We start from the raw sequence: 22,871 nt of genomic DNA on the forward strand, positions 1-22,871 counted from the left end.
TGAGCGCACCCGGCCCGTGCGGGCGGGGCGGCACGGGATTAGAATTCAGTGTCTTCCGCAGGGGGGGCAGCAGGCGGCGGCATCTCGGCACCGGCGGTCGCCTCGGCCAGGATCTCCAGATCCTCGGCGTCGAGCTTTTCTTCGAACAGCGGCTCGGGTTTTTCGTCGAGCAGCGCCGGCCCGATCAGTCCCTCGGCGATCTCGCGCAGCGCGACGATGGTCGGCTTGTCGTTTTCCCACGGCACCAGCGGCATGACGCCGTTCGCCAGCTGGCGGGCCCGTTTGGTGGCCAGCAGTACCAGCTGGAAGCGGTTATCCACTTTGTCGAGACAATCTTCTACCGTAACGCGTGCCATGTTGCTCTCCGTGTCTCCGCCGGACCGCGGCGGGATGGGCGTGGGAGTTTAACCGAATCAGGCATCCGGTGCCAGCAGGGACGCCAGCAATCCGGCATGGCGCCGTGCCTGGGGCGACAGCTGCAGGCGCCGAGCGCGGACGATGGCGGCAAGCTCGTCACGTGCCTGTGCGAAAACATCGTTGATTATGAGGTAGTCATATTCCGCGTAGTGCGACATCTCGCTGACCGCGTCACGCATGCGGCGCGCGATCACCGCATCATCGTCCTGTCCCCGCGCCGCCAGCCTCGACGCCAGCGCGGCGCGCGAGGGCGGCAGGATGAAGATGCTGACCGTACCCGGCACCTGCGAGCGCACCGCACGGGCGCCCTGCCAATCGATCTCGAGGATCACGTCCAGCCCGGCGGCCAGCTGTGACTCCACGGCGCTGCGCGAGGTACCGTAGAAATTGTCGAACACCTGTGCGTGCTCCAGGAAGTCCCCCGCCGCGATCTGCGCCTGGAATCGCGCCACGTCGGTGAAGTGGTACTCGCGCCCGTCCACCTCGCCCGGTCGTGGTGCCCGCGTGGTATGCGAAACCGACAGCGCCAGCCCCGCGCCGGAGGTTTCCAGCAATGCCTTCACCAGGCTCGACTTGCCGGCACCCGAGGGGGCGGAAATGATGTAGAGGGTTCCGGTTACGTGAGCGTCGGCCATTGCGGTTACTCGATGTTCTGGATCTGCTCGCGCATCTGCTCGATCAGCACCTTGAGCTCGACCGAGACATTGGTGGTGGCGACCACGACCGATTTCGATCCGAGGGTGTTGGCCTCGCGGTTCAGCTCCTGCATCAGGAAATCGAGCCGCCGCCCGACCGGCTCGTCGCTGTCCAGCACCCGGCGCACCTCGCCGAGATGGCTGCCCAGCCGGTCCAGCTCCTCGTCCACATCGATCTTCTGCAGCTGCAGCACCAGCTCCTGTTCGAGCCGGCCCGGGTCCACCGGCACCTCCAGTTCGGCCAGGCGCTGCTCCAGCCGGCGGCGCAACCCGGCGCGGATTTCCGGTAACAGCGTGCGTACATGCTCGACCTGGTCCGCCATCGCGCTGCAACGCGCCAGCAGCAGGCCGCGGATCTGCTCACCCTCGCGCGCACGCGCGCTGACGAGTTCCTCCAGGGTTTCTTCCAGCAAAGCCAGGGCGCCGTTGATCAGCGGCGTCGTATCGACAGCCTGTTCACGCACCACGCCCGGCCAGCGCAGCAACTCCAGGGGATGCAACGGCGCGGCTGCCGGCAGGCGCCCGGTAACGGCCCGGCACGCGTCCAGCAGCCGTTCCAGATTGCCGGTATCGATATCGAATGCGATATCGCCACTCACGACAGGCTTGTAACGGCAGATGCAGTCGACCTTGCCGCGGCCGAGCCGGGCGTTGATGCGTTCACGCACCCCCGCTTCCAGCGCCCGCAGCTCTTCCGGCAGGCGCAGGCCGATTTCCAGATAGCGGTGATTGACCGAGCGCAGCTCCCAGCTCACACTTCCCGCGGCGAGTTCGGCCTCGCGGCGGGCGAAGGCTGTCATGCTGCGAATCATGGAATCTCCGGGATGCGGTTGCCTGGAAGGCGCTAATGGTAAGCGATCGGCCCGCGGTTGCAACGTCGGACTGGCGCCGGCCCTGAAACGGCAAAGCCGCCGCAACCCTGCCGGCTGCAGCGGCTCCGGTGTACCTGCCAGCGTTTAGATATCGCCGAGCGGCCTGACGAAGGTGTATTTCACCGGTTTCATGACCAGGTGGTCGGCGGCCTCGCCGACGTTGCCCCCGAGCGCACTGAACGGCAGCGAGACGACAAACGCGGTCACCCCGACCGCCGTGCCGATCAGCATCACCGGACGCAGCATGAACAGATCCGCAAGCATGGCGCCACCGCTGGGTTCGTCGTCAGCGGCAAAAGAACCCGCTGCCGCCGTAGGCACGGACGCCAGCTGGGTGACCGCCAGCAGGGCAGCAAGGACAGCGCCGGCGAGTTTCCTGTTTGAATGATGCATATTCCTGAATCTCCATGTGAGCGATCCGTGCGGGATCCTAAGCAGTACGCGCAGGCGATAGATCGACCGACCGACCGCCAACCTTTATAGTACGGGGACGGCGCCACGCCAAACTGCGATACGCATCCCTCCCGGGGAGACTGCGGCAGCCGCCCTGCGGAACATAATACAAAGGCAACCGCCATTCAACATCAAAGAGTTATAAGCACCACACCCCCTATCGACAGGCACATCCCTCCCGCCCTGACGCTGCGCCAGCGACACGGTATCGCGCTATACTGCGCCCCGGCCTAAAACACAGGATCACGCCATGCGCCCCAGCAGCAGAGCACCGGACGAGATGCGCCACGTCCGCATCACCCGCAACTACACCAAGCATGCCGAAGGATCCGTGCTCGTCGAGTTCGGCGATACGCGCGTGCTGTGCAATGCCACCGTGGAAGACCGCATCCCCGGCTTCCTGCGCGGCAAGGGCGAAGGCTGGGTGACGGCTGAATACGGCATGCTGCCGCGCTCCACCAGCAGCCGCATGGGCCGCGAGGCCGCGCGCGGCCGCCAGGGCGGGCGCACGCTCGAGATACAACGACTGATCGGACGTTCGCTGCGCGCTGTCGTGGACATGAAGGCGCTGGGCGAACGGAGCATCACCATCGACTGCGATGTCATCCAGGCCGACGGCGGCACCCGCACCGCCAGCATCACCGGCGGCTATGTCGCGCTCGCCGATGCGATCAACGGTCTCCTGGCACGGGGCGAACTCGCGCGCAGTCCGCTCACCGGCCGGGTTGCCTCGGTATCGGTCGGCATCTACCAGGGCACCCCCGTGCTCGACCTGGACTATCCGGAAGACTGCAATGCCGAAACCGACATGAACGTGGTCATGAACGATGCCGGCGACTTCATTGAGATCCAGGGTACCGCCGAGGGCCATGCCTTCAGCATGAACGAGCTGAGCACGCTCCTCGCGCTGGCACAGAAAGGCATCAACGAACTGCTGGAGAGCCAGCAGGCCGCGCTCGGACAGCCCTGACATACCTGCTGGCACGATCACGGCAGCGCGAACAGGAACCCGCAAGGTGAAAGAACTCGTACTCGCCAGCAGCAATCCCGGCAAGGTCCGCGAAATCAACCAGTTGCTTTCAGGCATCGACCTCCATGTCCGACCGCAGGGTGAATTCGGCGTCACCGACATCGAGGAAACCGGGCTCACCTTCGTCGAGAACGCCATCCTCAAGGCACGCAATGCCGCAAGCCACACCGGACTGCCGGCAATCGCCGATGACTCGGGTCTGGAGGTCGACGCCCTCAACGGGGCACCCGGCATCTACTCGGCGCGCTATGCCGGACACGGCGCCGGCGACCGGGCCAACATCGAAAAACTGCTCGAGGCCCTGCAGGGTGTTCCGGATGCGCAACGCACGGCACGCTTCCAGTGCCTGATCGTCTATATGCGCCACGCCGGCGACCCCACGCCGCTGATCTGCCAGGGCACCTGGGAGGGGCGCATCCTGCCAGCGCCGCGCGGCGAGCAGGGCTTCGGCTACGATCCGGTGTTCTTCGTACCGACACACGACTGCGCTTCCGCCGAACTGGAACCGGAAGCGAAGAATGCGCTGAGCCACCGTGGGCAGGCCTTGCGGAAGCTGGTGGCTGCGCTGCAGGAACACAGGTAATACAAACCCGTTTCCCAACCTGTCGAACATAGCCTCGAGAATGCATTGTGCTTTCGCCCTGTCGGGCACGGGACTCTCTCGTGCGCGCCCAAGAGAAAGTATCCAATGAGAAGGGCACCCGGCAGCCCAGCGCAGATGACGTACCGGCAAACCTTCGAACCACCTGTCTTTTGATGCTGTATGGGCAGTCCATCCCTGGACTTCGCCCAGCGGGCCAGCCTGCGGCTGTCCCCATTCGCTCCCGGCGAATTGGTCTTTGGCGGCGCAATGAAAAGTACCTCGCCCGACAGGGCGGAGAAGAACTATCATTAGGCTGAGCCATATAAGAAACAGCCGTGTTCAACTTCACCAGTACCCCGCCGCTGTCCCTCTACATCCACATCCCGTGGTGCGTGCGCAAGTGCCCGTACTGCGATTTCAATTCGCACGAGGTACGCGAAGACATCCCGGAACGGGAATACATCGATGCCCTGCTGGCCGATCTCGAGCAGGAGCTGCCGGCGGTCTGGGGCCGGCCGGTGGAGAGCGTGTTCATCGGAGGCGGAACCCCCAGCCTGTTCACACCGGAGGGGATCGACCGGCTGCTAGGCGCAATACGCGCACGGCTGACCCTGCAGCCCAACGCCGAAATCACCCTGGAGGCCAATCCCGGCACCGTCGACCGGGCTCACTTCGACGGATACCGTGCAGCCGGTATCAACCGCCTGTCGATCGGCATCCAGAGTTTCCAGACCGGGCTGCTCGAGGCCATCGGACGCATCCATGACCGGCGCACAGCAATCCGGGCCGCCGAGTCCGCACATGCCGCCGGTTTCGCCAACTTCAATCTCGACCTCATGTTCGGGTTGCCGGGCCAGTCCCTGCAGCAAGCGCTGGCTGACCTGCGCATCGCCATGGATCTCGAACCAACGCACCTCTCCTGGTATGAACTGACGATCGAACCCAACACCCGGTTTTACCGGCATCCGCCGCAATTGCCGGACGAGGAATCACTCTGGGACTGCCAGAGCGCCGGTCTTGCGCTGCTGGCCGGCCGCGGTTTCGATCGCTACGAGATATCCGCCTATGCACGCGGTGACAGACAATGCCGGCACAATCTCAATTACTGGCGCTTCGGCGACTACCTTGGCATAGGTGCCGGCGCGCACGGCAAACTGACGGACCCCGCACACCAGGTCATCCGGCGCAGCGCGAAGCTGCGTCATCCCGAGGGCTATCTGGCTGCGCGTAAGGACGGCAACTTCCGCAGCATGGAGCGCACACTCGCGCCGGTGGATGTCACACTGGAATTCATGATGAACGCATTACGCCTGACGCATGGATTCACTGCGGCGGAATTCACTGCCCGCACCGGACTGCCCAGCGCAAGGCTGGAACCGGGCCTGGGCAGGGCCATCGTGGCAGGCCTGATCGATACAGCGGACGCGTGCTGGACGGCCACGGAAACGGGTCAACGGTACCTCAATGACCTGCTACAGTACTGGCTGGCCGAGGAGAACGCGAATGCTGGTTCCGATTGACTGTCCCTACTGCGGACAGTGCTACACTGCCGTCGTCGAGACCCTCGACGGCTGCCAGGACTACATCGAGGATTGCCCTGTCTGCTGCCGGCCGATCGAGCTGCACGTCGAGACCGGCGACAACGGTGAACTGCTGGCACTGCATGCAAGACGCGACGATGACTGACTACATACCAATAGACTGCGCCATACACAGCGACTATGAACTCGCGATCATGCGTCGACGGCAACTGCGCCTGACCTGGCGTGGCGAGGACAGCGTCATCCATATCAAGACCGTCACGCCAACCGACCTGCGCACCTGCAATCACGAAGAATTCATCGATGTGACCGACGTGGAAGGCACCACCTATAGCATTCGCCTCGACCGTATCCAGAAGCACGAAATCCTGCAGCCCGGCGACTGAATGGACGATAGTAATCCCGACCGGCAACCTGACCGTAGCTGAAGAATGGACGACCCGCACGATCTCGAATTGCTGCTGCACTCGCGCGTGCCGCTGATCACGATCGAAACCCGCGACGAGAAGCGGGTGACGCAGCTGTTTGCCAGCCTCGCGCTGCGCCTGGGCGTGCCGGTCATGGCATGGTCCGCCACCAGCGGCCTGCAGCGCGTGGATCTCGAGCTCGCCCCGCAGCAACATGCCAGTGACCCGCAGCAGGCGCTTGGCCAGATCAAGTCCACCCGCACGCCTACCATCTATCTGCTGCTCGATTTCCATCCCTACCTTGAGGACGCCTATAACGTACGGCTGCTCAAGGAAATCGCGCTCGACTATCACGAGTTGCGCCACACGCTGGTCTTCGTCAGCCACGAGTTCAGGCTGCCGGCAGAACTCGACGGCCTGGCGGCACAGTTTTCCCTGTCGCTGCCGGATCGCGATGAGTTGGAGAGGCTGATCCGCGAAGAGGCCGCACACTGGACCCAGGTCAACCCCGGCCGCCAGGTCAGAACCGACCGCAAGACCCTGGACCTTATCATCGGCCAGCTGCGCGGCCTGACCACCGGCGACGCGCGGCGCATCATCCGCAGCATCATCTTCGATGATGGTGCCATCCGGGAGAACGACCTGGACCGGGTGACGCGCGCCCGCTACCGCCTGATCGAGGCCAACGGCGCGCTCAGCTGCGAATTCGACACGGCGGATTTCGCCGCCGTCGGCGGCCTGCATAACCTCAAGCGCTGGCTGCAACGCCGTCGCGTCGCCTTTCTGGACGGGGCGACCGGTCCGGACCAGCCGCGGGGCATCCTGCTGGTCGGTGTACAGGGCGGCGGCAAGAGCCTTGCCGCCAAGGCGGTGGCCGGCATGTGGTCGCTGCCGCTGCTGCGGCTGGACTTCGGGACGCTATTTAACAAGTACTTTGGTGAAACGGAACGCAACCTGCGCGAGGCGCTGCGCGCGGCGGAAGCCATGGCCCCGTGCGTGCTGTGGATCGACGAAATCGAAAAGGCGCTCGCTGCGGGCGATACCGACAGCGGCACCTCCCGCCGCATCCTGGGCAGCCTGCTGACCTGGATGGCGGAGCGCAAGGCCGCGGTCTTTATCGTAGCCACCGCCAATGCCATCGACGAATTGCCGCCGGAACTGGTACGCAAGGGCCGCCTGGATGAAATCTTCTTCGTGGACCTGCCGGATGCCGCCACGCGCGCCGAGATATTCGCCATTCATCTGCGCAAGCGTGACCACAAACCGCTGGATTTCGACCTCCAGACACTGGCCGGGCTCAGCGATGGCTACTCCGGGGCCGAGATCGAGCAGGCCATCGTGGCGGCAAGCTATCTCGCCCGGGAACAGCGCGCGACCCTGGATACGGCACACATCAGTCACGAACTCCAGCAGACCCGCCCGCTGTCGCAGATCATGACGGAAAAGATCGCCCGGCTGCGGCAGTGGGCCAGAGACCGCACCGTCCCGGCCAACTAGGTTAGCGTTGCGATCAAGCCACAGCTTGGTTGCGCCAAGGATTTGCGTCATCTGGCCTGTTTTATTATCCACCAGCTTATCCACAAGCCGGCGCCAGCTAAGCCACTGATGTTAGCTTGATAAAGCCCCAGTCCCGCCAGTTTTTCGGCACGGCCTGTGGATTTTTATGCTAGGATGGGCTGCACGCCGGAAAAAACAACAAAAGCCGCCCCAGCGGCAGGAAGGAGGCCGTCATGCATGACCTTCCCGACAGCCAGTCATTCGATTTCGATGCCTGGGCAAAACTGTTCGTAAAAGACCCTGAAGAATTCGAAAAACAAAGACTTATCGCCATCGAGCAGCTGATCCAGCAAGCACCGCCACACAAGCAGCAGCGGCTGCGCTGCCTGCAATGGAAACTGGACCAGGTGCGGCGCATCGCGCCCAATCCGCTGGCGGCTAGCCTGCGTATGAACGAGCTGCTGTGGGAGAGTCTAGCCGGCCCGGACGGCCTGATCGAACGCCTGAACCGACCGCGCCCGCAGCGCCAGCCCCCGCGGCGCGCCCGGGTCCTGCCGTTTCCGGCCGGCTTGTCGCAACCACAGGATTAACGTATTATTCCCGGCCTTTTCACGGTCCCGGTCGTCGCTTTCCGGTAGCCGTTACATACGTTCGAGGTAGTCATGAAAACCGAAACCCATCCGGCATACGATGCCGTCAAGGTCACCTGCAGCTGCGGCGAGACCTTCGAAACCCGGTCCACCGCGGGCAACGACCTGAACATCGAAGTCTGCTCCAAGTGCCATCCGTTCTATACCGGCAAGCAGAAGATGGTCGACACCGGCGGCCGGGTAGACAAGTTCCGCCAGCGTTACGGGAACAACTGACCGCAGGGCGAATGCGACCGGGTTCGTATCGCACAGGGGCGCCCGCCTTGGCCGCCCCTGTTTTGTTTATACTGCTCTCAGCCTGCCTGGCGGACACCACGGTGCCCGCGCAGGAATGCCCGGCCGTGCGTATCGACGAACGCGCCCGGGTCAGCTACGTATTCGATGGCGACACGGTCAGACTCGCAGATGGCAGACGCCTGCGGCTGATCGGCATCGATACACCCGAACTCGCCCGCGCCGACGAGACGGATGAGCCGCTGGCGCGGGTAGCGCGCACCCGGCTGCAGGAACTGCTCACCGCCGGCGCAAACGAGCTGCAGCTGCAGTTCGATAGCCAGCGCACCGACCACTACGGCCGGCTGCTGGCACATGCCTATCTCAACAACGGCGACAACGTGGCCGTGCAACTGCTACGGCAGGGCCTGGCCACCGCGCTGGTCGTACCGCCGAACACCCGGGAAGCGGACTGTTACGACGCCATTGAACACGCCGCACGGGCTGAACGCCGGGGACTGTGGGCACTGCCCCGCTACCGCCCCCAGAACAGTACCGAATTGCCACCCGACGCCACGGGATTTCACATTGTGCGCGGACGGATCACCGCCGTGCGCACCCCGTCCGGCAGTACCTGGCTCGACCTGGAAGGGCCGTTAAGCCTGCACATCGGCGGCAGGGATCGCGCGCATTTCGCAGCGGGTTACCTGGAAGGACTGGCTGGACAGGAAGTCGAGGTACGTGGCTGGATCAGAACGGAGCGGAACGGCCTGCGCATGAATATCCGCCACCCCGCAGCCCTGACCGGATTGACGCAAGCCGATGGCGGCTGAGCTGCGCGTGGCCGACTTCCCGGTATTCCGCAGGCTGCTGCCTGTTATCGCGCTGATCGCACAACTGGCAGCCTGCGCCACTAACCCGGTGACCGGGGGATCGGATCTAGTACTGATGTCCGAAGCGCAGGAGATCAGCCTGGGCCGCAAATACAGTGCGGAAATAACCAAGGAAATCCCGGCATACGAAGACCCGGCGCTCGCCCGCCTGGTACAGACGGTCGGTGACAAGGTCGCGGCCAGCAGCCATCGGCCGGACCTGATCTACCGCTTTACCGTTCTGGATACTCCGACGGTGAATGCCTTCGCCCTGCCCGGTGGTTATATCTACATCACTCGCGGCCTGCTCGCCTACCTCAACTCCGAGGCCGAACTCGCTGCGGTACTGGGCCACGAGATCGGCCATGTCACCGCACGTCACAGCGTGCGCCAGCACAGTACGGCGACAGTTGCGGGGATACTCGGCACCGTGGTTGCCGCCGCCACCGGTATCCAGGGCGCAGACACACTCACCAACCTTGCCGGCACCGCCATCGTCCGCGGCTACGGCCGCGAGCATGAACTGGAAGCAGATCGACTGGGCGCGGAGTATCTGGCGAAGAGCGGTTACGATCCCCATGGGATGCTCAATGTTGTGGGTGTTCTCAAGAATCAGGAAGCTTTCGATAAGCTGGTAGCCGAGAAGGAAGGCCGCGAACCCAGCGCCTACCACGGGCTGTTCGCAACCCATCCGGACAACGACACGCGCTTCCAGGAAGTAGTCAGGGCCGCGGCGGGATTGCACAGCGGGGCTGCAGCGACGGCAGACCGCGCAGCCTTCCTGCAGGCCATCGCTGGGCTGACTTTCGGTGAACGAGACGAGGACGGGGTGGTCAGAAAGCAACACTACTACCACAAGACGCTGGATTTCTCCCTGACCTTCCCGGACAACTGGCGTATCGACAACCGGGCGGATCGGGTGCTCGCCCGTTCCGCCGACAATGACGGCCTCATCCAGGTGACGGTGACCGACCTCAACAAGCGCATCACGCCCGCGGCATTCATGTCCGAACGCCTACAGCTGGAAAACATGCAGCACGGCGAATCGTTCCGGGTCGGTGACTACGCTGGCTACACCGCGATTGCCGATGGCGGGACTCCCTACGGTGAACGTCCGGTGCGTTATGTCGTGATATTCCGGGATACCCGCGCGTGGATCATCGCGGGTGCCGCCAAGGAGCGGCGCGAGTCACGCCGCTATGACGCAGACATTTTGGCAACCGCACGCAGTTTTCACGCACTGAGCGCGGCGGAACGGCCGCTGGCCACGGCGCATCATCTTGCGCTTATCCGTACAGCGCCGGGCAGCCGCTATGCAGATCTGGCAAAAGACTCGCCACTGGCGAATTTTCCCGAACAGCAGTTGCGCCTGCTGAACAACCAGTACCCCACCGGCGAGCCGGATGCCGGCAGCCTGCTGAAAATTGTTCGCTAGCAGCGGGGCCTATATACTCCAGTTCCTGCATAAACATACCGATAAACCGGCAAACCGCCGCAAGTTAGGGACACGCGATGAACAAGATCACCATCATTGGCGCCGGCCGCGTGGGAGAATCAACGGCACAGATACTGGCGACACGGGACATGTGTCGTGAGGTGGTACTGCTCGATATACGCGACGGCGCTGCCGCCGGGGCGGCACTGGATATCCGGCAGTCAGCCGCACTGCACCGCTTCGACTGCAGGGTTACCGGTGGCGCCAGTCCTGACCTGATGGCCGGCTCGGACCTGGTCATCATCACGGCCGGATCACCGCGCAAGCCCGGCATGTCACGCAGCGATGTCCTGGAGGTAAATCGCTCTGTTATCAACGATATCCTCGACCAGGTTTTGGAGTTCGCGCCTGACTGCCTGCTGCTCATGGTCACCAACCCCGTCGACGTCCTCACCTGGCATGCCTGGAAACGTACCGGTTGGGAACGGCACCGGGTCTTCGGTCAGGCCGGCGTGCTGGATGCCGCACGCATGGCCAGCTTCATGGCGGAGCAGACTGGTATTTCGGTGCGAGACATACACACCATGGTCATCGGCGGCCATGGTGATGCCATGGTGCCACTGACCCGCTTCAGCACCATCAACGGCCTGCCGGTGCATGCGTTCGTCGACGCCAAGACCATCGAGTACATCAACGAGAAGACCCGGCATGGGGGTGCCGAGGTGCTGGAAATGCGTCAACACAGCAGCGCCTACAATGCCCCGGCAGCGGCTATCGCCACCATGGTGGACGCCATCCGCAGCAACCGCGATCGGCTACTGCCCTGCGTCTGCATACTGGATGGTGAATACGGACACCGCAATATTCCGGCAGGCGTGCCGGCCATATTGGGACGCGAAGGCATCAAGCGCGTGGTAGAGCTGCCACTCGATGAGGAAGAATCCGTCGGCTTCCAGCATTCGGTCGATAGCATCCTCGAGGATTTACAGCACATCTGATGCCGGTGCAGCCGGATGCAGGACCACGCCCGGCCTAGAACAGCTGGTCGGTTATGCTCTCCCCCGCACCTGCGGCACCAGTCGCCATAGACTGACTGGTCTTGGTCGGCACGTTTTCCTCCATGAAGGTTTCGAAAATGGCATCGCGCTGGCCGCTCGCGGCCAGCAGGCCGGTCGCCGGATCGATGCGTACAGTCACCAGCCCCTCCGGTGGCTCCTGCCTGCGCTCTTCGACACCCTGCAGCGCATAGGCCATATAGTCTATCCACATAGGCAATGCAGAACGCCCGCCGGTTTCGCCCCTGCCAAGCGGTTCAAGCCGATCGTAGCCGACCCAGGCCGTTGCGACTACCGCATGATTGAAACCGGAGAACCAGCCATCCATCTGGTCGTTCGTTGTTCCCGTCTTGCCGGCAAGATCGGAGCGACCCAGCACGCGCGCACGGGTGCCGGTGCCACGCTGGATGACATCGCGCATCATCGAGGTCATCAGCCAAACATTGCGCGGCGACAATGTCTGCTGCGCCGGCAGTGGCGGCTCCTCTGCATCCGCCGGGATACCATGATCGTCCGTCGCAAGCTCCGGCTGCTGCGGCTGTGCCGCCTCGCCCGCGGCAGTCAGCGCTTGCTCCGGCTGTTCGCATTCATGGCACACCACCTCGGGACGCGCGCGGAATATCAAGGTGCCGTTGGCATCGCGGATTTCCTTGATGAGGTAAGGTGTCACCAGGTAGCCGCCGTTGGCAAGCACGGCATAGGCCCGAGCCATCTGCAGCGGGGAAACCGAGGCGCTGCCGAGCGCCAGCGTCAGATCACGCGGCAACTGGTCGGCGGAAAATCCGAATCGCTCTGCATACTCCGCGGCATAGGAGGCGCCGATCGCACGCAGGATCCGGATGGAAACCAAGTTCCTGGATCGGTACAGGGCCTCGCGCAATCGCGTTGGACCGTAAAACTGACCGCTGTAGTTTTCCGGACGCCAGGTGGACTCAAGCTTGGGATCATCGAACACCACCGGGGCATCATTGATAATGCTCGCCGGTGTGAAGCCCTTCTCCAGCGCTGCCGAGTAGATGATTGGCTTGAAACTGGACCCGGGCTGCCGCCTGGCCTGGATGACGCGGTTGAACTTGCTGATATTGAAGTCGAAACCACCGACGAGCGCGAGTATGGCGCCATCATCCGGCTGCAGCGCAACGAGCGCGCCCTCGAGACCCGGCAACTGGGACAGTTCGTAGCGCCCCTCATTCACTTCACGCAAGCGGATGACATCCCCCGGCGTCACGACATCAGCAGCCCGCTTCGGTTCCGGCCCCATGCTGTTCGCACTGCGGTAGGCACGCGCCCAGGACAACGCCTCCCAGTCGAGCGTCAGATTTTCGCCGTCCGCCAGCAGCGCGGTGGCCGACTGTTCGCCGACATCCGTTACCAGGGCAGGGCGCAGCCCACCCACGACCGTGTAGTCCTCCAGTAACGCGGGCCAGTCGGTCTGGGGCATGGCGGCCAGATCCAGATGCGCTTCCGGACCGTGATAACCGTGACGCTTGCTGTAATCCAACAGGGCATTCCGCAGCGCCAGGTTGGCGGCCTCCTGGTGCCCGGCATCGATGGTGGTAACCACCTCGAAGCCCGAGGTATACGCCGCCGCATCGAAGCGGTTGACCATTTCGCCACGCACCATTTCCGCGACATACGGGGCGCTGGCCTCCGCGTCCACGGTGTGCAGCGAGGCATTGTCCTCCTCGGCGACGGCCGCCGCATGCGTCGCCCTGTCGATGTAGCCGAGTTGCAGCATCCGCCCCAGGATGTAGTTACGCCGATCGAGCGCGGCGCGCGGATCGGTGATCGGGTTTACCCGTGACGGCGCCTTGGGCAGGGCTGCGATCATGGCCATGCGGGCCAGGCTGAGTTCACCGATACTCTGGCCATAATATACCTGAGCAGCCGCTTCCACGCCGTAAGCGCGGTGACCGAGATAGATCTTGTTGAAGTAGAGCTCGAGTATTTCCTGCTTGCTGAGCGAATCCTCGATCCGGAATGCCAGCAAGATCTCGGTCAGCTTGCGCAGATAGGTCTTCTCGCTGGAGAGGAAGAAGTTGCGTGCCACCTGCATGGTGATGGTACTGCCGCCCTGGCGCTTCTTGCCGGTACGTGCCAGTTCCACGCCTGCGCGCAGCAACCCCGGCAGGTCTACACCCGCATGTTCGAAGAAATGATCGTCTTCAGCCGCCAGAAACGCCTTCACCAGCAGCGGCGGTACGTTGTCAATACTGATCGGCGTTCGGCGTTTCTCGCCGAACTCGGCCAGCAGCTTGTGATCGTGGGTATAGACCCGCAGAGGCTCCTGCAGACGCACATCCTTCAGCGCCTCGATCGAAGGCAGCTGGGGCTCGATCCGAATATAGATGACTGCGGCAACGATCGCCGTCAAAAAAATGCCTGTCAGCAGAAGTGAGAGCAGGTACAGCCCTGCACGGCGAAAGTTCATTTTGCGAGATGGAAACCTGTGATCGGGTTCAAGGATTACACCGGAATGGAATCATAGATTACAAATTATCTGGCGCGCTGCCTATTTTTACTAAACAAAAGCAGTGTGCGTCCGATAAGCAGTCTGGTAAGTAGCTCTGTCGAGCGAATCGTTTAATTACACATTAGTTGACAATCAGTTGGCAATGTCCTCTAATGCGGCGAACTACCTGTGCTGTACAACAGCTGGTAACTAAAGGGAAATATTGTGCTATTCGCGCAACTATTTAAGCGGACCAAACCACCCCTCATCGGTCTGGACATCAGCTCCACTGCGGTCAAACTGCTGGAACTGAGTCGGAGCGGAACCCGCTACCGGGTAGAAAGCTACGCCGTTGAGCCCCTGCCACCCAATTCCGTCGTCGAAAAGAATATTACCGACGTAGATGCCGTTGGTGAAGCAGTGCGTCGCGCCGTCAAGCGCTCCGGCACCCGCACCATGCATGCGGCGGTCGCCATCGCCGGCTCCTCGACCATCACCAAGGTCATTCCGATGCCGGCCGGCCTGAGCGAGGATGACCTGGAGAGCCAGATCAACCTCGAGGCTGACCAGTACGTGCCCTACCCGCTGGAAGAGGTCAACCTCGATTTTGAGGTGCTCGGTCCTTCGGAAAAAAGTCCGGAGATGGTGGATGTACTCCTGGCAGCCTGCCGCAGCGAAAACGTCGACATCCGCAATGCAGCCGTCGAAACCGGTGGCCTGACCACGCAGATCATGGATGTTGAATCATTCGCCAGTGAAAATGCCTTCGCCCTGCTGGCCGATCAGCTACCCGACCAGGGCGTCGGCAAGACGGTTGCCGTCATCGATGTGGGCGCCACCATGACGACGCTCAACGTCATGCATAATCTGAAAAGTGTCTACACCCGGGACACGGTGTTTGGTGGCAAGCAGCTTACCGAGGAAATCATGCGCCGTTACGGCCTCTCCTACGAGGAAGCCGGCATGGCCAAGCGTCAGGGCGGGCTCCCGGAGAGCTATCTGACCGACGTGCTCGAACCGTTCAAGCAGGCCATGACCCAGCAGGCCAGCCGGTCGCTGCAGTTCTTCTATTCGTCCAGCCCGCACAGCAAGGTCGATCACATCGTGCTGGCTGGCGGCAGCGCATCCATACCGGGTATGGACGAAATGATCCAGGAAAAGCTGGGGGTCGAAACGACTATAGCAAACCCGTTCGCATCCATGTCTCTGTCGGCACGGGTGAAACCGCAAGCACTGAGCAATGACGCACCCGCTCTGCTGATCGCCTGCGGCCTGGCACTCAGGAGCTTTGACTGATATGGCACATATCAACCTGCTACCCTGGCGCGAAGAGCGCAACAAGCAGAAGCAGCGTGAATTCGCCTTTATTGCCGGCGGCAGTGTCGTTCTGGCCGCACTGGTGGTGCTGCTTTCCCATATCCATATCGATGGCAAGATCGTCAACCAGAACCAGCGCAATACCTTCCTGAAGAACGAGATCAGCGCACTGGACAAGCGCATCGGCCGCATCAAGGAACTCGAGTCCCTCAAGGAAGACCTGCTGGCACGCATGAACGTCATCCAGGAGCTGCAGAGCAGCCGCCCTGAGAGTGTGCATCTCATGGATGAGCTGGTCAGGACGATACCAGAGGGTGTCTACCTCAATACATTCAACCAGAAATCCCGCAATGTCGAAATGACCGGTGTGGCACAGTCAAATGCCCGAGTCTCTGACTACATGCGCAACATCGACAGCTCCGAATGGCTGGCCGATCCGCGACTCGGTCTGATCAAGACCACCGAGCAGAACCGTCGTCGCGTTGCAAATTTCACCCTCAAAGGCAGCCAGAAGGCCCACAACGCCAACGACCAGCAGGAAGCCGACACTGGCGACGCGGGGTAATCATCTATGGATCTCAACGAACTTGACCTGACCAACGTTGCACGCTGGCCCGCCACGGCACAGGCTGTTGTTATCGCGCTGCTGATGGCATGCGTCATATTCCTGGGGTACTGGTTTCATACCAAGGACCAGCTTGCGATCCTGGCAGATGTCGAAAAGCAGGAGCAGGACCTGAAACAGGTATTCGAGAAGAAGGCTAAGCAGGCGGTCAACCTCGAAGCCTACGAAAAGCAGCTGGAGGAAATGCGCGAATCCTTCGGTGCCATGCTGCGCCAGCTCCCCAATGAAACCGAGGTGGCCGACCTGCTGGTGGATGTCTCCCAGACCGGCCTGGCCAGCGGACTCGAGTTCGAGCTGTTTCAGCCGGGCTCGGAAAATCCGCGCGAATTCTATGCAGAGCTGCCGATCAACATCCGGGTCATCGGCAACTATCATGAATTCGGCGACTTCATCAGTGGCGTGGCAGCACTGCCGCGCATCGTCACCCTGCACAACATCAGCATTTCGCGGCGTGACAGTAACAGCAGCATGCTCGCCATGAATCTGACTGCAAAGACCTATCGTTATCTCGAGGAAAGCGAGCGCGATGATGAGCCGCAGCAGACAGTCAAGAAGAAAGGCAACAAGAAGGGGGCGAAAAAATGAAAGCCGCCTTTAACATCAGCATCAGCCGCATCCTTGCCTTGACCGCTGTGGCTGTCGCCGTCAGCGGCTGTTCGGGCGATCCGACCGCAGACCTGAACGAGTACGCCAAAAAGGTTAAAAGCCAGCAGGTCTCCCGCATCGAGCCGCTGCCGGAATTCAGGCCATACGAGTCGTTTACGTACGCGGCAACCGATCTGCGCGATCCGTTTACAGTTCCGACCTTCACCAACCAGCAGGCGCTGGCGCTGCCTACGGCCACTAACGGCATCAAGCCTGATTTTGACCGTCCGCGCGAACCACTCGAGGAATTTCCGCTCGACAGCCTGCGCATGGTGGGAACACTGGAGCAAAAGGAAACCAACTGGGCCCTGATCAACGACACGGACGGCACCATCCACCGTGTGCAAGCCGGCAACTATGCCGGGCAGAATTACGGCAAGATCACACGCGTAACGGAATTTGAAGTCGAACTGACCGAGATCGTTCCAGACGGGATCGGGGGCTGGATGGAGCGCCAGGCCACGATCGCAATAAGTGAATAAACCCACAGGGTGACAGCAATGATCGGAAATATTTCTAGCCGTTTGCCAACAAGGGAGCTATCAATGGTGCAAACAGGTAAATGCCTGGGTAGGAAGCTATGGCGACGCCTGATGGCTGCTGCATGCCTTGTCCTCGGTGGGATCAGCGCCGTCCATGCGGCGGGCAATACCCTGCAATCCGTCGATTTTGCCAGCCTGCCTGGTAACAAGGCGCAGATCACTCTTAATATGAGCCAGCCGGCAGCGACGCCGCTCAGCTTCACCATAGACAATCCTGCCCGGATCGCCCTGGATTTCGCCGACACCGCCAACGGCCTCGCCAGCCGCACCCAGAATGTCGGTATCGGCATGGTAGACAGCATGACCGTCGTGGAGGCGAAAGGCCGCACCCGCGTGGTAGTGAATCTGATCGACATGGTCCCGTACGAGGCCCATGCCGATGGCAACAAGGTCGTTTTGACCGTACAGAATGCCGGTCGCGAGTTATCCGAGGCCGAATCCGTCGCCGCGCATGCAGTCGGCGGCAGCAGCGGCAACACGATCAGCAACATCGACTTCCGCCGCGGCACCGGCGGCGAGGGACGTGTCATCATTACCTTGTCGGATCCGTCCATCCCGGTCGACATGCGCCAGGAAAGCGGCAACGTGGTCGTGGATTTCTATCGTGCCCAGCTGCCGCACGAGCTGGAGCGCCGTCTCGACGTGCTGGATTTCGCCACTCCGGTCAAGACCATCGATACCTTCACGAAGGGTGATAACGTTCACATGGTGATCACCCCGATGGGTAACTATGACTACATCGCCTATCAGGCAGATGACCAGTTCACCATCGAGGTTCGGCAGCTGACCAAGAAGGAAGTGGAAGAGAAGAAGAAGGACGAGTTCGGTTACTCCGGCGAGCGTCTTTCGCTCAACTTCCAGGACATCGAAGTCCGCTCGGTGCTGCAGCTCATCGCTGATTTCACCGGCATCAACGTCGTGGTCAGCGATACCGTAAATGGCAGCCTGACCCTGCGCCTCAAGAACGTCCCCTGGGACCAGGCGCTGGATATCATCCTCAAGACCAAGGGCCTTGCCATGCGTCAGACCGGCAACGTGATGCTGGTCGCACCGAGCGAGGAAATCGCGGCCCGCGAAAAGCTGGAGCTGGAATCCCAGAAGCAGATCCAGGAACTCGAGCCGCTGTACTCCGAGTATATCCAGATCAACTATGCCAAGGCATCCGACATCACCACCCTGCTCAAGAGCGGTGACACCACACTGATGTCGGATCGCGGTATGGCAACGGTGGACGAACGCACCAATACGCTGCTGGTGCAGGACACGGCTGCGAAGCTGGCCGAGATCCGCAAGCTGATTGCACAGCTGGATATCCCGGTACGCCAGGTACTCATCGAGTCCCGCATCGTGCTGGCCAACAATGACTTCACCAGGGAACTCGGCGTGCAGTTCGGCGTCGCCAAGCGCACAACCTATAACACCGACCACCTGGCGGTCATCGGCGGCACGCAGGAGAACGGCTTCGAGGTGACCGGACCGCAAACCGGATTCAACCCCGGCGACGATACTGAAGGCTTGCTCGTCGACCTGCCGATCTCGACTCCCGGCAGCTCCATCGGCCTGGCCATAGGCAAGCTCGGCAGTCATCTGCTGCAGCTGGAACTGAGCGCACTCGAATCGGAAGGCAAGGGTGAAGTCATTTCCAGCCCGCGCGTGCTGACCTCCAACCAGAAGGCCGCCTTCATCGAAACCGGTACCGAGATTCCGTACCAGGAAGCCTCATCCAGCGGCGCGACCTCCACCTCCTTCAAGAAGGCGGTGCTGCGCCTAGAGGCAACGCCGCAGATCACACCGGATGACCGCATCATCATGGATCTGCTGATCAACAAGGATGCGGTGGGCGAGATCACGGTGAATAACGTGCCGACCATCGACACCAACGAGATCTCCACCCAGGTCCTGGTCGACAATGGCGAGACCCTGGTGCTGGGCGGTATCTACGAAGAGACCAATACCCACGCTGTCACGCGCACCCCCTTCTTCGGCGAACTGCCTGTCATCGACTGGCTGTTCAAGCGCACCATCAAGGAACATGACAAGCAGGAACTGCTGATCTTCGTGACGCCCAAGATCGTCAAGGAAGATTTCCGTCTCTGAAGCCCGGCGGCTGGCAGTGCTTGCCAGCCGCGCGGTTATCTGGCATACCTGCCCGGCATGAAAATGCCGGGCAATTTATTTCTGATCGGGCCCATGGGGGCGGGAAAATCCACCATCGGGCGCCAGCTGTCGAAACAACTCGGCATGCCCTTCCATGACAGCGACCAGGTTATCGAGCAGCGCACCGGTGTCGATATCCCGCTGATTTTCGAACTCGAAGGCGAGGCCGGCTTCCGCAGGCGCGAGCGTGCGGTCATCGACGAACTGACCCGTCTCGACGGCATCATCCTGGCCACCGGCGGCGGTGCCATCCTGGCCTCCGACAACCGCGAGCACCTCGCCAGCCGGGGCAAGGTGATTTACCTGCATGCCTCGGTCAGCCAGCAGCTCAAGCGCACCGGCAAGGACCGTAACCGCCCCCTGCTGCAGACCGCGAATCCCCGCAAAAAACTCGAGGAGCTGATGGCAATCCGCGAGCCGCTGTACCGGGAATGCGCCGATATCGTGATTGATACCGACGGGATGCGGGTTGCTGACGTGGTCAGGCAGATCGTCAAATACCTCGGGTAAACAGTATATTTTTGCGCACTCGCGGCAATTTTCGCTATGCTGGGCGCGTCGTTGAGAAATTGACATACCATGCAAACACTCACTGTCGAGCTCGGAACACGCAGTTATCCCATCCATATCGGCCAGGGACTGCTGGCTGACCCGTCACTGCTGGCGCCGCACATCCCCGGTCGCCAGGTGATGGTAGTCAGCAACGAAACCGTCGCACCCCTGTATCTGGACGCGGTGCGCACACTGCTCGCCGGACATGACACGGCAACCGTCATTCTGCCGGACGGCGAACAGTACAAAACCCTGGACACGCTCAATATCATCTTTACCGGCCTGCTCCAGCATCGATTCAACCGCGGCTGCACCCTGATCGCGCTCGGTGGCGGCGTGGTAGGCGACATCACCGGCTTCGCTGCCGCCAGTTACCAGCGTGGCGTGTCCTTCATCCAGATACCGACCACGCTGCTCGCACAGGTGGATTCGTCGGTCGGTGGCAAGACCGGCGTGAATCACCCGCTGGGCAAGAACATGATCGGCGCGTTTCACCAGCCGCGCTGCGTCCTGATCGACACCAACACGCTGGACACGCTCGATGACCGCCAGTTGAGCGCCGGGCTTGCGGAAGTGATCAAGTACGGATTGATTCACGATGCCGGGTTCTTCAGCTGGCTGGAGCAGAATATCGACCTGCTCCGGTCGCGCGACAAGCAGGCGCTGGCGCATGCCATCCAGCGCTCCTGTGCGATCAAGGCGGAGATCGTCGCCGCCGACGAACGCGAGCGCGGAAACCGGGCCCTGCTGAACCTGGGTCACACCTTCGGCCATGCGATCGAAACCGGCACGGGTTATGGAACATGGCTGCATGGCGAAGCGGTTGCCACGGGCATGCTGATGGCCGCCGATCTCTCGGCGCGCCACGGCTGGCTGGCGCAGTCCGACGTCGAACGTACTGCCATGCTTCTGCGCAGGGCCGGACTGCCGATCGCGCCGCCCGCGGAGATGACCGTACGGCAGTTCCTGGACCTCATGGCCGTCGACAAGAAGGCGGTCGACAGCGGCCTGCGCCTGATCCTGCTCAAGGCCATCGGCAGCGCGGTGGTCAGCGCCGACTACCGACCCGAGCTGCTGAGCGCGACGCTCGGCAGCGCCGCCGCCTGATTCCCGATGAACGCGGCCACCGGCAGGGACCTGCACCTGGCACGCTACGCGGCCACGTCGGAGACCTCCCGCGGACGCCGCTACCAGGAACCCTCCCCGGCCTACCGTAGCGAATACCAGCGCGACCGCGACCGCATCATTCACTCGGCCGCCTTCCGACGCCTCGAATACAAGACCCAGGTATTCGTCAACCATGAGGGCGACCTGTTCCGCACCCGCCTGACCCATTCCATCGAGGTCGCCCAGGTCGCCCGATCCATCGCCCGCGCCCTGCGCCTGAACGAGGACCTCACTGAAGGCATCGCACTGGCCCACGACCTGGGTCATACCCCGTTCGGACATGCTGGACAGGATGCTCTCAACGCCTGCATGCAGGCCTATGGCGGTTTCGAGCATAACCTGCAGTCGCTGCGCGTGGTCGATGAACTCGAGGAGCGCTATGCCGAATTTCCCGGCCTCAATCTGACCTTCGAAACCCGCGAGGGCATACTCAAGCACTGTTCGCGCAAGAATGCGGAGGCACTGGGCGATCTGGGGCAGCGTTTCCTCCAGCGCCGGCAGCCGTCGCTCGAGGCGCAACTGACCAATCTGGCCGACGAAATCGCCTACAACAGCCATGACGTGGATGACGGCCTGCGCTCCGGCCTGATCGATGTCGGGGCGCTCTCGGAAGTTGCCCTGTTCAGCGAGCAGTACGATACCGTACGCAGCCGCTATCCCCGACTCTCCGCGCGCCGCACCATACATGAAGTGGTCCGGCGCCTGATCGGATGTCAGGTGATCGACCTGGTCGAAACCAGCACGGCACGGTTGACCGAGGCAGCACCGGAGGATATCGAGGCGGTGCGCGAACGTGACGAAGCCCTGATCAGCTTCAGCACCGCGATGCAGGAAAAAAATCTCGAACTCAAGCGCTTCCTGCGCACCCGCCTCTACCGGCACTACCGGGTACACCGCATGACGTCCAAGGCTGCCCGGACGCTCACCGCCTTGTTCGAGGCCTTCCTCGAGGACCCGCGCCTGCTGCCCGACGACGCCTTGCGCCATGCGGAATCCCTAGCTGCCGCGAATGGCGAGAACGGGCGGGCCCGCGCGGTGGCGGATTACATCGCCGGCATGACCGATCGCTACGCCATCGCCGAATACGACCGGGTGTTCAACCCGGCGATATAGCATTTACCATCCGCCACAGCGGGCAGCGCGCACAAGCGAACATCACAGCCAGGACACGGCGCGGACGCCTGCAAACAATAATCGCCCTGAGGCCCGAGCAACTACTCAACCATATGAATAGCATAGCTATTTTCTGCATACTCTGTGCCCGCTGCGGCAATTGAGCGAATGCCTAGACACATGCGTATCTACATGCAAATCCCGCCGCAGGACGACAAGCCGCCGCGCTTCTATCACCTGCACCTGCAGGAAGACCTGCTGGAGGGCTGGTCGCTGATCCGGGAATGGGGCTATCAGGGGGCGCGTGGCCGGATGGTGCGGGAGCATTTCCCGGATCGCGCTAGCGCCGAGACCGCACTGCTGCGGGTACGCGATGAGCAGCTCCGGCGCGGCTATCGCGTGGTCTTCATGCAGACCCAGCCGGAATAGCGCGCAGCCCACCACATACCCCTGTTACACAAGGGGAAAAGCAGCCCCCAAATTGAACCACCGGCCCTGCGGCGCTATACTGTTCGGCCTTTTGCGCGGGCGCTTGGCAGCCCGGATGACGCAAGCTCGGCCTTGTTATAAGCTGTTGTTTA

25 protein-coding genes are annotated in these 22,871 nt (G+C 62.1%); 20 read left to right on the plus strand and 5 right to left on the minus strand.

Features of this window, described 5'->3' with window-relative positions; genetic code table 11:
- Positions 1-38 precede the first annotated feature (38 nt).
- The 4 genes from rpoZ to R3F42_09525 all read right to left on the minus strand — a co-directional run bounded on the left by rpoZ (position 39) and on the right by R3F42_09525 (position 2,377).
- Positions 39-356 carry a DNA-directed RNA polymerase subunit omega gene (gene rpoZ, locus R3F42_09510; protein ID MEZ5542270.1) on the minus strand — a complete coding sequence of 106 codons (318 nt, stop codon included), beginning with the start codon at positions 354-356 and terminating at the stop codon, positions 39-41.
- A gap of 57 nt (positions 357-413) precedes the next feature.
- Positions 414-1,052, minus strand: coding sequence for a guanylate kinase (gene gmk, locus R3F42_09515; protein MEZ5542271.1), 639 nt, complete (start codon positions 1,050-1,052; stop codon positions 414-416).
- A gap of 5 nt (positions 1,053-1,057) precedes the next feature.
- The gene (locus tag R3F42_09520) at positions 1,058-1,912 is read right to left on the minus strand and encodes a YicC/YloC family endoribonuclease (GenBank protein ID MEZ5542272.1); all 855 of its coding nucleotides are present in this window, start codon (positions 1,910-1,912) and stop codon (positions 1,058-1,060) included.
- A 156-nt stretch (positions 1,913-2,068) separates the two neighbouring features.
- Entirely contained in the window at positions 2,069-2,377 is a 309-nt protein-coding gene (locus R3F42_09525) for a hypothetical protein (protein MEZ5542273.1), read from the minus strand.
- Between the two features lie 310 nt (positions 2,378-2,687).
- On the opposite strand from R3F42_09525, the gene rph reads away from it, so the two are divergent.
- The 11 genes from rph to R3F42_09580 all read left to right on the plus strand — a co-directional run bounded on the left by rph (position 2,688) and on the right by R3F42_09580 (position 11,663).
- A complete protein-coding gene (gene rph, locus R3F42_09530; GenBank protein MEZ5542274.1) occupies positions 2,688-3,407 on the plus strand; it encodes a ribonuclease PH in 720 nt (239 codons plus the stop codon).
- A 46-nt stretch (positions 3,408-3,453) separates the two neighbouring features.
- Positions 3,454-4,050 (plus strand): XTP/dITP diphosphatase, encoded by a 597-nt coding sequence (locus tag R3F42_09535; GenBank protein MEZ5542275.1) that lies wholly within the window; start codon positions 3,454-3,456, stop codon positions 4,048-4,050.
- 335 nt (positions 4,051-4,385) lie between these two features.
- On the plus strand, positions 4,386-5,570 hold the full coding sequence (gene hemW / locus R3F42_09540) for a radical SAM family heme chaperone HemW (protein ID MEZ5542276.1): 1,185 nt from the start codon (positions 4,386-4,388) through the stop codon (positions 5,568-5,570).
- Positions 5,554-5,736, plus strand: a complete 183-nt coding sequence (locus R3F42_09545) for a CPXCG motif-containing cysteine-rich protein (GenBank protein ID MEZ5542277.1) — start codon at positions 5,554-5,556, stop codon at positions 5,734-5,736. The genes hemW and R3F42_09545 overlap by 17 nt, the downstream gene beginning before the upstream one ends.
- The gene (locus R3F42_09550) at positions 5,729-5,977 is read left to right on the plus strand and encodes a transcriptional antiterminator, Rof (GenBank protein ID MEZ5542278.1); all 249 of its coding nucleotides are present in this window, start codon (positions 5,729-5,731) and stop codon (positions 5,975-5,977) included. Before R3F42_09545 ends, R3F42_09550 begins: the two co-directional genes overlap by 8 nt.
- A 45-nt stretch (positions 5,978-6,022) precedes the next feature.
- Positions 6,023-7,495, plus strand: a complete 1,473-nt coding sequence (locus tag R3F42_09555) for an AAA family ATPase (protein ID MEZ5542279.1) — start codon at positions 6,023-6,025, stop codon at positions 7,493-7,495.
- A 233-nt stretch (positions 7,496-7,728) separates the two neighbouring features.
- Positions 7,729-8,085 (plus strand): DUF3135 domain-containing protein, encoded by a 357-nt coding sequence (locus R3F42_09560; GenBank protein MEZ5542280.1) that lies wholly within the window; start codon positions 7,729-7,731, stop codon positions 8,083-8,085.
- 72 nt (positions 8,086-8,157) lie between these two features.
- Positions 8,158-8,361, plus strand: a complete 204-nt coding sequence (rpmE, locus tag R3F42_09565) for a 50S ribosomal protein L31 (protein ID MEZ5542281.1) — start codon at positions 8,158-8,160, stop codon at positions 8,359-8,361.
- 125 nt (positions 8,362-8,486) lie between these two features.
- Positions 8,487-9,191: a thermonuclease family protein gene (locus R3F42_09570; GenBank protein ID MEZ5542282.1), complete on the plus strand. Its 705-nt coding sequence runs from the start codon at positions 8,487-8,489 to the stop codon at positions 9,189-9,191.
- Positions 9,181-10,665 (plus strand): M48 family metalloprotease, encoded by a 1,485-nt coding sequence (locus R3F42_09575; GenBank protein ID MEZ5542283.1) that lies wholly within the window; start codon positions 9,181-9,183, stop codon positions 10,663-10,665. Before R3F42_09570 ends, R3F42_09575 begins: the two co-directional genes overlap by 11 nt.
- A 77-nt stretch (positions 10,666-10,742) precedes the next feature.
- On the plus strand, positions 10,743-11,663 hold the full coding sequence (locus R3F42_09580; GenBank protein MEZ5542284.1) for a malate dehydrogenase: 921 nt from the start codon (positions 10,743-10,745) through the stop codon (positions 11,661-11,663).
- Between the two features lie 34 nt (positions 11,664-11,697).
- On the opposite strand, the gene R3F42_09585 is transcribed toward R3F42_09580, so the two are convergent.
- Entirely contained in the window at positions 11,698-14,094 is a 2,397-nt protein-coding gene (locus tag R3F42_09585; protein ID MEZ5542285.1) for a penicillin-binding protein 1A, read from the minus strand.
- Between the two features lie 303 nt (positions 14,095-14,397).
- On the opposite strand from R3F42_09585, the gene R3F42_09590 reads away from it, so the two are divergent.
- The 9 genes from R3F42_09590 to R3F42_09630 all read left to right on the plus strand — a co-directional run bounded on the left by R3F42_09590 (position 14,398) and on the right by R3F42_09630 (position 22,719).
- Complete coding sequence (locus R3F42_09590; GenBank protein MEZ5542286.1) at positions 14,398-15,468, plus strand: pilus assembly protein PilM; 1,071 nt, start codon at positions 14,398-14,400, stop codon at positions 15,466-15,468.
- Position 15,469: 1 nt separating this feature from the next.
- Positions 15,470-16,054: a PilN domain-containing protein gene (locus R3F42_09595; protein MEZ5542287.1), complete on the plus strand. Its 585-nt coding sequence runs from the start codon at positions 15,470-15,472 to the stop codon at positions 16,052-16,054.
- Between the two features lie 6 nt (positions 16,055-16,060).
- The gene (pilO, locus tag R3F42_09600) at positions 16,061-16,699 is read left to right on the plus strand and encodes a type 4a pilus biogenesis protein PilO (GenBank protein ID MEZ5542288.1); all 639 of its coding nucleotides are present in this window, start codon (positions 16,061-16,063) and stop codon (positions 16,697-16,699) included.
- On the plus strand, positions 16,696-17,241 hold the full coding sequence (locus R3F42_09605) for a pilus assembly protein PilP (protein MEZ5542289.1): 546 nt from the start codon (positions 16,696-16,698) through the stop codon (positions 17,239-17,241). Before pilO ends, R3F42_09605 begins: the two co-directional genes overlap by 4 nt.
- Before the next feature lie 111 nt (positions 17,242-17,352).
- The gene (pilQ, locus tag R3F42_09610) at positions 17,353-19,398 is read left to right on the plus strand and encodes a type IV pilus secretin PilQ (GenBank protein MEZ5542290.1); all 2,046 of its coding nucleotides are present in this window, start codon (positions 17,353-17,355) and stop codon (positions 19,396-19,398) included.
- 57 nt (positions 19,399-19,455) lie between these two features.
- Positions 19,456-19,968, plus strand: coding sequence for a shikimate kinase AroK (gene aroK / locus R3F42_09615; protein ID MEZ5542291.1), 513 nt, complete (start codon positions 19,456-19,458; stop codon positions 19,966-19,968).
- A 69-nt stretch (positions 19,969-20,037) separates the two neighbouring features.
- Complete coding sequence (gene aroB / locus R3F42_09620; protein ID MEZ5542292.1) at positions 20,038-21,117, plus strand: 3-dehydroquinate synthase; 1,080 nt, start codon at positions 20,038-20,040, stop codon at positions 21,115-21,117.
- A gap of 6 nt (positions 21,118-21,123) precedes the next feature.
- A complete protein-coding gene (locus tag R3F42_09625) occupies positions 21,124-22,290 on the plus strand; it encodes a deoxyguanosinetriphosphate triphosphohydrolase (protein ID MEZ5542293.1) in 1,167 nt (388 codons plus the stop codon).
- A gap of 168 nt (positions 22,291-22,458) precedes the next feature.
- Positions 22,459-22,719: a WGR domain-containing protein gene (locus tag R3F42_09630; protein MEZ5542294.1), complete on the plus strand. Its 261-nt coding sequence runs from the start codon at positions 22,459-22,461 to the stop codon at positions 22,717-22,719.
- The last annotated feature ends 152 nt before the right edge of the window (positions 22,720-22,871 follow it).

The sequence above is a fragment of the Pseudomonadota bacterium genome (assembly GCA_041395565.1).
Lineage (GTDB): Bacteria > Pseudomonadota > Gammaproteobacteria > UBA9214 > UBA9214 > UBA9214.